The sequence below is a fragment of the Enterobacter chinensis genome (assembly GCF_034008295.1).
Taxonomy (GTDB): domain Bacteria; phylum Pseudomonadota; class Gammaproteobacteria; order Enterobacterales; family Enterobacteriaceae; genus Enterobacter; species Enterobacter chinensis.
Map to the genome: position 1 here is coordinate 136,568 of NZ_JARDVI010000002.1, position 11,373 is coordinate 147,940.

An 11,373-nucleotide genomic window follows, 5' to 3' on the forward strand; every position below is an offset into this window, starting at 1 on the left:
CCACACCCGCAGGTGCGTGCGTAAGGTTTAAGCGCAGCGATAACCAGTCCGTCCTGAAAAGAGCGGGAAACTGATTATCTGATGAAAACATTCTCCAGCATCAAAGCCTCGGTGAGAGATGAAAAGATATTTACGGGCTGAATGATAACACCTGGTTTTTACAGGGGAATAGCGGGGGTTTAAAAGTGTGAATCGGATCGTTCAATCCAAAAGAAAAACCCCAGGTTAACGAGTAACCTGGGGTTTATGTTTGGCGGAAGCGTAGAGATTCGAACTCTAGAACCCTTTCGGGTCGCCGGTTTTCAAGACCGGTGCCTTCAACCGCTCGGCCACGCTTCCTAAGTGAGGCGAACTATAAACACCTCACCGCGTGCTGTAAAGAGTGGCTGCACTCGTTCGCTGTAAAAATAGTCAAAACGTGTTTAATCGGTTGAACTGACGACACATCGACGATTTTATCAGCACCGGCTTAGTGTTTTTTGATGTACATGTCCTTCGTGAAATAGTACCCCAGCTTATCCGGCGTAAATCCGCCCACCCACGGTTTCACCAGGTGCGTACGAACGTAGTGATAAACCGGAATGGCCGGCACATCGCGTCCCAGGAGATCTTCCGCCTGCTGGTAGAACTTACCCCGCTCTTCCGCTGTTTTTGCTTTTGCGGCATTCACCAGCGCCCCATCGTATTCCGGATTGCTGTACTGGCTGGTGTTTTCGCTGTCGCCCGTGCGGAAGTTATTCAGGAAGGTCGCCGCATCGTCGTAATCGGCAATCCAGGCGTAGCGCACCGCGTCAAAATTGTGGGTATGCATGGTATCCAGCATGGTTTTCCACTCCTGATTTTGCAGTTTTGCATCCACGCCAAGGTTTTTCTTCCACATGGAGCTGGTCGCGATCGCGATACGCTGGTGCGATTCAGAGGTGTTATAGAGCAGGTTGAAGCTCAGAGGATGGCTGGCATCATACCCGGCCTCTTTAAGCAGCTTTTTCGCCTCAGCGATACGCTTGTCCATCGGCCAGCTGGCGTAATCCGGGTTCTGTAGCTTAACGCCGCCGATATCCGGCTGGCTGATGAGCCACGCCGGGCGCTGCCCCTGCCCTAATACTTTCCCGGCAATGATGTCTTTATCCAGCGCCATGTTCAGCGCCTTACGCACGCGTGCGTCGTTGAACGGCGGTCGGGTGGTATTGAATTCGTAGTAATAGGTCGCAAGCTGCGGGGAGACATCCAGCTGGCTGCCCAGGGTTTTCTTGAGCTGGGCAAACTGGTTAATCGGCACCGTGTACACAATATCAATTTCGCCCGCTTTGTAGCGGTTCACATCCGAGGCCTCGGACGTGATGGGCAGGTAGGTGACCTTGTTAATCACGGTGTGCGCGTTATCCCAGTAACGCGGGTTGCGCTCCGCCACGATGCGTTCGTTGACCACCCACTGCGAAAGCTTGTACGCCCCACTGCTGACGAAATGTTCCGGTTTGGTCCACTTCTCGCCGAAACGACCAATCAGCACTTTATCTACCGGCACCAGCGACGGGTGCGCCAGCATCGCGAGGAAAGCCGCGTTTGGCTGCGTGAGCGTCACTTCCAGCGTGGTGTCGTTAATCGCTTTTACACCCAGCGTATCGGGCGCTTTTTTTCCCTGGGCGATATCAGCCGCGTTGGCGATGTGCATGTTGCCTGGATAGCTGGCATACGGCGAAGCTGTTTTCGGGTCGATCAGACGCTGCCAGCTCCAGACCACATCCTCTGCGGTAATCGCCGTGCCGTCACTCCAGGTGATGCCCGGACGCAAATGGAACGTCCAGACGGTGTTGTCCTTGTTTTCCCATTTTTCCGCCAGTCGGGGTTGGACTTCTCCTGCCGGTGAAACGCTCACCAGCCCTTCGAATAAATCACTGATAATATTGAATTCGACATCGCTTTCGACTTTGTGAGGGTCGAGCGAAGCCGGTTCACTGCCATTATTCCTGACCAGCTCCTGTTTATCGGCCAGCGCGGTTCCTGCCGGCACGTTAGCCGCCCAGGTTGCCGTGCTGGCGCACAGGATCCCTGCGGTGAGTAAAGAGAGCGTAAAGTGAGTGCGTGCTTGTGGTTTCATTTCCTTCGCCTTATTGTCTGTTTTATGACGATCCGGAAATAACTCTTAGCGCTCGAATGGTAATAACGCAATATTTTTCAGTAACCTATAAGAGCTTGATCTGGTAAATTGTCGCAAACCGCTGTTCATACTAGTGAAACGAGCTTCTGCAGAAGAAACAACCACCTCCAGCGCTAACGTGCTGAGTAAAGATGGGTAAAACCACTTTGAGACTGGCGTGCCGTTTCCTATTCTTTCCGCTAATTACATCTGTCATAAGAGAGTGACTCATGGATCGTATAATTACTTCTTCACGCGACCGCACATCGCTACTCAGTACCCACAAGGTACTGCGCAATACCTATTTCATGCTCAGCCTGACGCTGGCGTTTTCAGCGATCACCGCAACCGCCAGCACCGTGCTGATGCTGCCGTCCCCGGGGCTGATCCTGACGCTGGTAGGCATGTATGGTCTGATGTTCCTGACCTACAAAACCGCTGACAAACCGGTCGGTATTCTGTCCGCGTTCGCCTTCACCGGCTTCCTGGGCTACATCCTGGGGCCAATGCTGAACGCGTATCTGTCTGCCGGAATGGGCGACCTTATCGGTATGGCGCTGGGCGGTACCGCGCTGGTGTTCTTCTGCTGCTCGGCCTACGTGCTGACCACGCGTAAGGATATGTCCTTCCTCGGCGGTATGCTGATGGCGGGTGTCGTGGTGGTGCTGGTGGGTATGGTGGCAAACATCTTCCTGCAGCTGCCGGCCCTGCATCTGGCGATCAGCGCCGTGTTTATTCTGATTTCTTCAGGCGCGATCCTGTTCGAAACCAGCAACATCATTCGCGGCGGTGAGACAAACTATATCCGCGCCACCGTGAGCCTGTATGTGTCGCTGTACAACATCTTCGTCAGCCTGTTGAGCATCCTGGGCTTCGCCAGCCGCGATTAAGTCGCAGCGCTGTGAACCTGGCCCCGCTTATGCGGGGCTTTGTTTTTTGGTACACTGCTGCGGTTTTTGACTGACGCGTGAATGATTATGTTGAGTTTTGAAGGCAAAGAGATCGAGACCGATAACGACGGTTATCTGAAAGAGAGTGGCCAGTGGAGCGAAGCGCTGGCAGAAGTGATTGCTGAGAAAGAAGGGATAGCCCTCTCCCCCGAACACTGGGAAGTGGTGCGTTTTGTCCGCGAGTTCTATCTTGAATTCAACACCTCTCCGGCCATCCGCATGCTGGTCAAAGCGATGGCCAATAAGTTCGGTGAAGAGAAAGGTAACAGCCGCTATCTCTATCGTCTGTTTCCGAAAGGCCCGGCCAAACAGGCCACCAAAATTGCAGGCCTGCCTAAACCGGTGAAGTGTATTTAATAGCGAATACCGAAGTTCATATATTCCCGACCGGGTTGATGCGGTTCCGTTAAGACCTTATCAACCCGCGCGCTGCGCGGCCCACCCGCTTTTAGCCACGCCACCAGCTTGTCGACCTGCTCTGCTTCGCCACAGGCGACAACCTCAACGCTGCCGTCATCCATGTTTCGCGCGTATCCCGTTAGCCCAAGCTCAATCGCTTCGCGCTGGGTACTGTAGCGGAATCCGACCCCCTGAACGACGCCGTGAACCCAGGCGATGGTGCAGACTTTTGACATATTTCTTCTCCTTAACGTAGCGTTTTCGGCAAACAGCCAAAGTGTTGCCGGAAACGGGCGGTGAAACGAGAGCTGGAAAGATACCCACATTGTAATGCGATTTCGCCAATCGGTAATCGGGTTGACTGTAGCTGTGACAAAGCAACGGCCATCCTCACCTCCTCCACAATCTGGCGAAAACTCTGCGACTCTTCACGTAGCCGTCTGCGCAGCGTCGGCACGCTCAGGGCCAGACGGCTGGCGACATCCTGCGCGGTCCAGGCTCTGGCGGGCGACAGCATAATGAACTGCCGCACCTGCTCGGTCAGGTTATTGTTTCGCTCAATAAGCAGCGGACCTGCCACGCCGTCATGCAGCAGTGCCAGCAAAAGCCCGAAGGCCTGATGTTTTTGCAGCGCCTCCGGTAAATCCTGACGCACGGCGTGCAGCAGGTTATCCCACATAAACGCCAGCCCCTCGCTCAGCGGGGCGCAAAGCGAATGCAGCGTCGTGCGCGGCCAGGATTTCAGATAATGCGCTTTAAACTCGGCAACAATTTCCGGCGATAACATCAGCAAATCCGAGTGAAACAGACCGTTTGCAGGCTGGTTGATAATCTCCATCGCCGTATTGGCAGGGATAATGATGAGCTCATCCCGGGTTGCCACCAGGCGGTTGTCATCCTGCACAATCACCTTACTGCCGTGAGTGATATGACAAATCGCCGGAAAAAAGAGTTTAACCTGGTGCAGGCGATGCATTTTGCTGGCACTCACTTCACCCGCCGTGAGATGTTTATGTCGAAAATGAAACTCCTGCACCACGCCATCCTTATCTGCTGTAGGTTGCTGTCAACTGAGCCTTTGCCAGAACGTGACTATTGAGCATAAAGCCGACCAGCGCGCCGCTGGCATTTTTATCGACGGGCAGGTTATCCACGTCCAGCGCCCAGACGGTAATCTGATAGCGGTGAGGCTTGTCCCCTGCGGGGGGACAAGCGCCGCCGAAGCCAGAATAACCGAAATCATTACGCCCCTGCACAACGCCCGCGGGTAATTTTTCGCCGTTCGGGTTACCCGCATCGGCAGGCAGCGTCTGCGTCTTCGCGGAAATATTGGCTACGGTCCAGTGCCACCAGCCGCTGCCGGTAGGCGCATCCGGGTCATAGACCGTGACGGCAAAACTTTTCGTACCGGCGGGCGGATTGGTCCATGCCAGCTGCGGTGAGGTATTCCCACCGTGGCAGCCAAATCCCTCAAACACCTGCTGTTGCGCCAACCGCCGTTCGCCGGAAATATCCTGACTGGTCATGCTGAAAGGCGTTGCGGCTAAAATCTGAAAACTCATTGCTGTCAGAGCGGCTACTGTGATTACACTGCGTTTTTTCATGGGGGTTTCCTTTGCTGAACCGAAAGCCCACTGTATATCCCGCCGCAGTGCCGTAATGTGCCTAAGCGATTTGATTTTGTGCCGAAACGCTCAACGGCATCCGCAGATGATTGCGACTTGCTGAATGTGGTAATCTACGCGCCATTTCCTGAAATCGACAGAACAGCAAATTATGAGTGTACGTTTAGTGTTAGCCAAAGGGCGTGAGAAGTCATTACTGCGCCGTCATCCCTGGGTCTTTTCCGGCGCGGTTGCCCGTATGGAAGGCAAAGCCAGCCTCGGTGAAACCATTGATATCGTTGACCATCAGGGGAAATGGTTAGCGCGAGGCGCTTACTCGCCAGCGTCCCAGATCCGCGCCCGCGTCTGGACCTTCGATAAAGATGAAACCATTGATATCGACTTCTTCGTTCGCCGCCTGCAGCAGGCGCAGCAGTGGCGCGAGTGGCTGGCAAAACGCGATGGGCTGGACAGCTACCGCCTGATTGCCGGTGAGTCAGACGGTCTGCCGGGCGTCACCATTGACCGCTTCGGTCACTTCCTGGTGCTGCAGCTCCTGAGCGCCGGGGCGGAATATCAGCGTGCCGCGCTGATTAGCGCACTGCAAACGCAGTTCCCGCAGTGTGCCATTTACGATCGCAGCGATGTGGCGGTGCGCAAAAAAGAAGGCATGGAGCTGACTCAGGGTCCCGTAACGGGCGAACTTCCTCCTGCCCTGCTGCCGATTGAAGAGCACGGCATGAAGCTGCTGGTGGATATTCAGGGCGGACACAAAACGGGTTACTACCTCGACCAGCGCGACAGCCGTCTGGCTACGCGTCAGTACGTTGCCGACAAACGCGTGCTGAACTGCTTCTCCTATACCGGTGGTTTTGCCGTTTCAGCGCTGATGGGCGGCTGTGCCCAGGTTGTTAGCGTGGACACCTCACAGGAAGCGCTGGACGTGGCAAAACAGAACGTCGAACTCAACAAGCTGGATTTGAGCAAAGCCGAGTTTGTACGCGATGATGTCTTCAAGCTGCTGCGTAAATATCGCGATCAGGGCGAGAAGTTCGACGTCATCGTGATGGATCCACCAAAGTTTGTGGAAAACAAAAGCCAGCTGATGGGCGCGTGCCGTGGGTATAAAGATATCAACATGCTGGCCATCCAGCTGCTGAACCCGGGCGGGGTTCTGCTCACGTTCTCCTGCTCAGGCCTGATGACCACAGATTTATTTCAGAAAATCATCGCCGATGCCGCAATAGATGCTGGCCGTGATGTACAATTTATAGAGCAGTTCCGTCAGGCAGCCGATCACCCCGTGATTGCTACCTACCCGGAAGGACTGTATCTGAAAGGGTTTGCCTGTCGCGTCATGTAACTTGAAAAGAGAAATATTGCCCGCACATAACGTGTAAGTCGTATTTCCCGGGAGGTGACTATGATTGCCAGCAAATTCGGTATCGGCCAGCAGGTCCGCCACACTTTGCTCGGATATTTGGGTGTGGTCGTGGATATCGACCCGGAGTATTCCCTTGATGAACCGTCAGCAGACGAGCTGGCGGTGAACGCAGAGCTTCGCGCCGCGCCCTGGTACCATGTGGTGATGGAAGGTGATGATGGACAACCCGTTCACACCTATCTGGCTGAAGCGCAGCTGAGCAGTGAACTGCAGGAAGAGCATCCGGAGCAACCCACAATGGATGAACTTGCCCAGACTATCCGCAAACAGTTACAGGCTCCGCGCCTGCGGAACTAAGCGTGTAAAAAAAGCCCGATAACGGGCTTTTTTTTATTACTTCGCCAGTCCCAGACGGGGGATGTCAATCGCCGGACAGCGGTCCATGACGACCTTCAACCCCGCATCCCGCGCCAGCACGGCGGCCTGCTCGTTGATGACGCCTAGCTGCATCCACAGGGTTTTTGCACCGATCGCGATGGCCTCCTGCGCCACTCCCCATGCCGCCTCGGAATTACGGAAGACATCGACCATATCAATTTTTTCCGGCACGTCGGCGAGCGTGGCATAACCCTGCTGACCCAGTAAGGTTTTCCCCGCCACTTTTGGCGACACCGGGATGACGTGATAGCCCTGATCGAGAAGGTATTTCATCACCCGATAGCTTGGACGATCGGGTTTGTCGCTCGCGCCCACCAGCGCAATGGTACGCGTGGATGTCAGAATCTCGGCAATATCATTCTCTTTCATGGTTTTTCTCCTGGCTTTTTTAAAAGTGTACGCCAAACCGCACATCTCAACCATCCATCCCATACAGATGCATGAGGGCAAAACGGCGAAATATGTCTATATGTTAGTAAACGTGATTATCGAAAAATTTAGATACATTAATGCGGCGACAGGATTTCTGACGGGAGCCTTCTATGAGAACCGGTATTGCCACTGCTCTGATTGCGTTAGTGATGCCGGTCTGCGTTTTTGCGACCACGCTTCGGCTCTCTACCGACATTGACCTCCTGGTCCTGGACGGAAAAAAGGTTTCCAGCTCGTTACTGCGCGGTGCGGACAGCATCGAGTTAGATAACGGGCCACATCAGCTGGTATTCAGGGTAGAGAAATCGATCGGCCTGGCTAATCATGAGCAACGGATGTACATCTCCCCGCCGCTGATCGTCAGCTTTAATACCCGGCAAATCAGTCAGGTGAACATTACCCTGCCTCGTCTTGAAACGGAGAAAGAGTCTGCGGTCTTTGACACTGCGCCGCGCGTTGAACTACTGGATGGCGATGCAATGCCGATTCCGGTGAAGCTTGATATTCTGGCGTTGACGACCTCACCGAAAGGCCCGGATTACGAGGCTGCGACCCAGACCTATAACAAAGCGGGTAAACGCGCCTCGCTTCCGCAGTTTGCCACCATGATGGCTGACGACAGTACGCTGTTGTCCGGTGTGTCTGAGCTGGACGTTATCCCACCTCAATCCCAGACCCTGACGGAACAGCGCCTCAAATTCTGGTTCCAGCAGGCCGATCCCGACACGCGAGCCCGGTTTTTACAGTGGGCAAAACAACAACCCTCATCATAAGCCACATTTTTTACGCCTTTCTCTTGCAGCCTCAGGCGGTTCCCGTCATCGTGTAGTCAGTTAACCTGATGGATATGATTATGGAACTGACAACACGCACGCTGCCTGAACGCAAACACATTGCTCTGGTGGCGCACGATCACTGTAAACAAATGCTGCTTAACTGGGTTCGCCGCCATCAGCCCTCGCTGGAAAAGCACGCTCTGTCGGCGACCGGCACAACCGGTAACCTGATCCAGCGCGAAACGGGTCTGCAGGTGAATGCCATGCTGAGCGGCCCGATGGGCGGCGATCAGCAGGTCGGCGCACAGATTTCCGAAGGAAAGATTGATGTGCTGATCTTCTTCTGGGACCCGCTGAACGCGGTTCCGCACGATCCAGATGTCAAAGCGCTGCTGCGCCTGGCGACGGTGTGGAATATCCCGGTGGCGACGAACCTGTCTACGGCGGATTTCATCATCGAATCTCCGCAGTTTAACGCACCAGTTGATATCCTTATTCCGGACTATCAGCGCTATCTTTCCGAGAGACTGAAGTAGCTGTTTGCCCGGCGGCGCTACGCTTGCACGGGCCTACAGATTTTGTAGGCCGGGTCAAGCGAAGCCGCCACCCGGCAATTCCGCTATGGTTTCCTCGCCACCGGCACATCAATACTCTTCAGAATATCGACAAACGCGGATGGCTCCTCTTTGTTGAACAGCAGCCACACGCGATGCCGCGCGCGGGTCATTGCCACATACAGCAAACGCCGCTCTTCGGCATCCGGGAAGTCTTCCGGCACCGGCAGCAAAGCCTGTTCCATGACCGACTCACGGGCCGGAGCCGGGAAACCGTCGCTCCCCTCTTTCAGCCCCACCACAATCACATAGTCGGCCTGCTGCCCTTTGCTGGCGTGAATGGTCATAAATTCAAGCTGCAGCTTCGGCCAGCGGGTGGCGGCTTTTTCCAGCGCAGCAGGCTTGAGGTGGTGGTAACGCGCCAGCACCAGGATACGTTCATCAGGCTTCGCATAGCCGCTGAGCTTGTCCAGCAGCGGCTCCAGCTGATCGTCCGCCAGCAGGCTGACGGCTTTTTTATCCCCTGGCCGCAGGCTATTAAGCGGCTTTGCCAGCTGATGTGGATTCTGCTGGATAAAGCGGTTGGCGATTTCACCAATCCGTGAGTTGAAGCGATAGGTGGTGTCCAGATCGCTGCGATCCCCTTCGCCAAAATAGTGGTGAAACGCGGTCGTAAGGGAGAGCTGCGCCCCGCTAAAGCGATAGATGGCCTGCCAGTCGTCCCCCACCGCAAACAGCGACGTATGTTTATTTTGCGCCCGCAGCGCCGAGAGCAATGCGGCACGCTGCGGAGAGATATCCTGGAACTCATCCACCAGAATATGTTTCCAGGGGCTGACAAAACGCCCCTTCTCAAGAATGATGATGGCCTGATGGATCAAACCGGAGAAATCGACGGCATTTTCCGCTTTCAGCGCGGTTTTCCAGGCCTTCAGCAGCGGAGCCATAAGCTTGACCCGTTTCGAAAACAGATCGCGGACATCCTCCGGCGCGCTCTCAATCATCTCCGCCTGCGATCCGCCGTGCATTCGCATCAGACTCACCCAGCGGTCAAGACGCGAACCCAGCCGACGCGCCAGTTTGTCATCCTGCCAGAAGCTGCCCTCAGGTATCTCCCAGTTGAGTTCCTCCTCCAGCCACTGACGCCATCCTTTCGCCTGCGCCTTTTTCTCACTGCACTGCTGGCGCCACGTTTTGATAAACAGAGCCTGACGCGCCTGCGTGTCATTTTCCAGTTTACTGATGGAAGGCACTTTTTTACTGCCCTGCTGAATAATGTGCAGCGCAAGCGCATGGAAGGTTCTGGCGGTGATATCCCGGGTGTGCAGGCGTTCCTGGATACGTTCGTCCATCTCCTGGGCAGCCTTACGGCCAAAGGCCAAAAGCAGGATTTGATCGGCGACCGCTTCCCCGGTCGTCAGCAGCCAGCCTGCACGCGCCACCAGCACCGACGTTTTACCGCTACCGGCACCCGCAAGCACCAGCAGGGATTGCTCGCCGTTCACCACCGCACGCGCCTGGGCCGGATTAAGCGGTGAAGATTCCACCGTACTGAAGAAATCGGCGTATCGGGTGAGCATGGCGTCCGTCCAGGCCTGGTTATGGGCAAGCCGACTTTTATCCTTGTCATTCAGCCACGCCTGACACTGGCGCCAGGCGTCGCGACAATTGTCAAATTCATCGAGACGCGTCACCGATAACGGCAGCGCCGCGAGCGCCTGCCTGATTTTTTGCTGTAACCCGGCGGTCTGCTGACGGGTCAGCCACGCGTGCTGTGCGTTGCTTTGCGCGATGTCGTCCAGCACCTGCTGCAGCACCCGGGCGGCAATCACGCTCATATCCTGGCTCCACTGTTGCCAGAGCGCGTTCAGGTGATGATGGAAGCGCTGGGTTTCCGCCCACTCGGTGCCATGAAGACGCACGACTTTATCGTCAGGCAGAACGAACTCCAGTTCGCCCCACACCAGCCCACGTTTGCAGTGGATAGCCAGAAGCTGATTAAACGGAATAAGGTATTCGTGGCGTTCTCCGGAGACTTTCACCCCGGCATTAAGGAGAACAACCCTGTCGTAAGGGTGTTGCGCCAGGCGTTTGCCTAACGAAGTTGCTTTCAGTTCCATGTCCCGCCAAATCCACGAAGAGATAATTTACCTGACAGTTTAACTGCCAGTTTTAAGGTGCTCCAGCCTAAAAAAACGTTACAATCATTGGGCGTTAATTTTATCGAAAGGAAGTGAGGGTTTATGCGTACCGTTCTGAATGTGTTGAATTTTGTGCTGGGCGGTTTTGCCACCACCCTTTCCTGGCTTTTTGCCACGCTGGTGAGCATCGTCCTGATTTTCACGCTCCCCCTGACTCGTTCCTGCTGGGAAATCACTAAACTCTCCTTAATTCCCTACGGGAATGAAGCCATCCACGTTGACGAGCTGAACCCGGAGAGCAAAAGCAGCCTGATGAATACGGGTGGGACCCTGCTGAACATTCTTTGGTTGATTTTCTTCGGCTGGTGGCTGTGCATCATGCATATTTTTGCCGGTATTGCGCAGTGCATCACGATTATTGGTATTCCGGTGGGGATCGCGAACTTTAAGATCGCCGCTATCGCTCTTTGGCCCGTCGGGCGCAGGGTTGTTCCGGTAGAAGTGGCCCAGGCGGCACGTGAAGCAAACGCGCGTCGTCGTTTTCAGTAAATAAGGACT

13 protein-coding genes and 1 tRNA gene are annotated in these 11,373 nt (G+C 55.0%); 7 read left to right on the forward strand and 7 right to left on the reverse strand.

Annotation, left to right across the window (positions count from 1 at the left end; genetic code table 11):
- Nucleotides 1–251 precede the first annotated feature (251 nt).
- Nucleotides 252–339 (reverse strand) — tRNA-Ser (locus tag PYW49_RS05635).
- 130 nt (nucleotides 340–469) lie between these two features.
- Nucleotides 470–2,098, reverse strand: coding sequence for an ABC transporter substrate-binding protein (locus PYW49_RS05640; protein ID WP_320385931.1), 1,629 nt, complete (start codon nucleotides 2,096–2,098; stop codon nucleotides 470–472).
- A gap of 269 nt (nucleotides 2,099–2,367) precedes the next feature.
- Between PYW49_RS05640 and yccA the strand changes: the two genes are divergently transcribed.
- Nucleotides 2,368–3,027, forward strand: coding sequence for an FtsH protease modulator YccA (gene yccA / locus PYW49_RS05645; protein ID WP_023335168.1), 660 nt, complete (start codon nucleotides 2,368–2,370; stop codon nucleotides 3,025–3,027).
- A gap of 87 nt (nucleotides 3,028–3,114) precedes the next feature.
- Complete coding sequence (gene tusE / locus PYW49_RS05650) at nucleotides 3,115–3,444, forward strand: sulfurtransferase TusE (protein ID WP_059386452.1); 330 nt, start codon at nucleotides 3,115–3,117, stop codon at nucleotides 3,442–3,444.
- On the opposite strand, the gene yccX is transcribed toward tusE, so the two are convergent.
- The 3 genes from yccX to PYW49_RS05665 are packed head-to-tail and all read right to left on the reverse strand — an operon-like array spanning nucleotide 3,441 to nucleotide 5,090.
- Nucleotides 3,441–3,722: an acylphosphatase gene (yccX, locus tag PYW49_RS05655; RefSeq protein ID WP_059310384.1), complete on the reverse strand. Its 282-nt coding sequence runs from the start codon at nucleotides 3,720–3,722 to the stop codon at nucleotides 3,441–3,443. The two genes, tusE and yccX, sit on opposite strands and share 4 nt — an antisense overlap.
- Nucleotides 3,723–3,733: 11 nt before the next feature.
- Nucleotides 3,734–4,522 (reverse strand): AraC family transcriptional regulator, encoded by a 789-nt coding sequence (locus PYW49_RS05660; RefSeq protein WP_320385932.1) that lies wholly within the window; start codon nucleotides 4,520–4,522, stop codon nucleotides 3,734–3,736.
- A gap of 10 nt (nucleotides 4,523–4,532) precedes the next feature.
- Entirely contained in the window at nucleotides 4,533–5,090 is a 558-nt protein-coding gene (locus PYW49_RS05665; protein WP_320385933.1) for a kinase inhibitor, read from the reverse strand.
- Between the two features lie 172 nt (nucleotides 5,091–5,262).
- On the opposite strand from PYW49_RS05665, the gene rlmI reads away from it, so the two are divergent.
- Nucleotides 5,263–6,453, forward strand: coding sequence for a 23S rRNA (cytosine(1962)-C(5))-methyltransferase RlmI (gene rlmI / locus PYW49_RS05670; protein WP_134349191.1), 1,191 nt, complete (start codon nucleotides 5,263–5,265; stop codon nucleotides 6,451–6,453).
- 60 nt (nucleotides 6,454–6,513) lie between these two features.
- The gene (gene hspQ, locus PYW49_RS05675; protein ID WP_008499919.1) at nucleotides 6,514–6,831 is read left to right on the forward strand and encodes a heat shock protein HspQ; all 318 of its coding nucleotides are present in this window, start codon (nucleotides 6,514–6,516) and stop codon (nucleotides 6,829–6,831) included.
- A gap of 36 nt (nucleotides 6,832–6,867) precedes the next feature.
- Here the strand turns inward: hspQ and PYW49_RS05680 are convergent, their stop codons facing one another.
- The gene (locus PYW49_RS05680) at nucleotides 6,868–7,281 is read right to left on the reverse strand and encodes a CoA-binding protein (protein WP_134349192.1); all 414 of its coding nucleotides are present in this window, start codon (nucleotides 7,279–7,281) and stop codon (nucleotides 6,868–6,870) included.
- Between the two features lie 173 nt (nucleotides 7,282–7,454).
- Between PYW49_RS05680 and csgI the strand changes: the two genes are divergently transcribed.
- Nucleotides 7,455–8,117 (forward strand): curli synthesis inhibitor, encoded by a 663-nt coding sequence (gene csgI, locus PYW49_RS05685; RefSeq protein WP_320385934.1) that lies wholly within the window; start codon nucleotides 7,455–7,457, stop codon nucleotides 8,115–8,117.
- A gap of 80 nt (nucleotides 8,118–8,197) precedes the next feature.
- A complete protein-coding gene (gene mgsA, locus PYW49_RS05690; RefSeq protein WP_134349194.1) occupies nucleotides 8,198–8,656 on the forward strand; it encodes a methylglyoxal synthase in 459 nt (152 codons plus the stop codon).
- Between the two features lie 83 nt (nucleotides 8,657–8,739).
- Here mgsA and helD read toward each other — a convergent pair whose 3' ends face one another.
- Entirely contained in the window at nucleotides 8,740–10,794 is a 2,055-nt protein-coding gene (gene helD / locus PYW49_RS05695; RefSeq protein WP_320385935.1) for a DNA helicase IV, read from the reverse strand.
- 123 nt (nucleotides 10,795–10,917) lie between these two features.
- Between helD and PYW49_RS05700 the strand changes: the two genes are divergently transcribed.
- Nucleotides 10,918–11,364, forward strand: coding sequence for a YccF domain-containing protein (locus PYW49_RS05700; RefSeq protein WP_320385936.1), 447 nt, complete (start codon nucleotides 10,918–10,920; stop codon nucleotides 11,362–11,364).
- Nucleotides 11,365–11,373 lie beyond the last annotated feature (9 nt).

What these genes read in the sequence shown, in the direction of transcription:
- tusE (WP_059386452.1), top strand. Translation starts at nt 3,115, where the DNA reads ATGTTGAGTTTTGAAGGCAAAGAGATCGAGACCGATAACGACGGTTAT.
- csgI (WP_320385934.1), top strand. Translation starts at nt 7,455, where the DNA reads ATGAGAACCGGTATTGCCACTGCTCTGATTGCGTTAGTGATGCCGGTC.
- hspQ (WP_008499919.1), top strand. Translation starts at nt 6,514, where the DNA reads ATGATTGCCAGCAAATTCGGTATCGGCCAGCAGGTCCGCCACACTTTG.
- mgsA (WP_134349194.1), top strand. Translation starts at nt 8,198, where the DNA reads ATGGAACTGACAACACGCACGCTGCCTGAACGCAAACACATTGCTCTG.
- helD (WP_320385935.1), bottom strand. Translation starts at nt 10,794, where the DNA reads ATGGAACTGAAAGCAACTTCGTTAGGCAAACGCCTGGCGCAACACCCT.
- PYW49_RS05640 (WP_320385931.1), bottom strand. Translation starts at nt 2,098, where the DNA reads ATGAAACCACAAGCACGCACTCACTTTACGCTCTCTTTACTCACCGCA.
- PYW49_RS05680 (WP_134349192.1), bottom strand. Translation starts at nt 7,281, where the DNA reads ATGAAAGAGAATGATATTGCCGAGATTCTGACATCCACGCGTACCATT.
- rlmI (WP_134349191.1), top strand. Translation starts at nt 5,263, where the DNA reads ATGAGTGTACGTTTAGTGTTAGCCAAAGGGCGTGAGAAGTCATTACTG.
- PYW49_RS05700 (WP_320385936.1), top strand. Translation starts at nt 10,918, where the DNA reads ATGCGTACCGTTCTGAATGTGTTGAATTTTGTGCTGGGCGGTTTTGCC.
- yccX (WP_059310384.1), bottom strand. Translation starts at nt 3,722, where the DNA reads ATGTCAAAAGTCTGCACCATCGCCTGGGTTCACGGCGTCGTTCAGGGG.
- PYW49_RS05665 (WP_320385933.1), bottom strand. Translation starts at nt 5,090, where the DNA reads ATGAAAAAACGCAGTGTAATCACAGTAGCCGCTCTGACAGCAATGAGT.
- yccA (WP_023335168.1), top strand. Translation starts at nt 2,368, where the DNA reads ATGGATCGTATAATTACTTCTTCACGCGACCGCACATCGCTACTCAGT.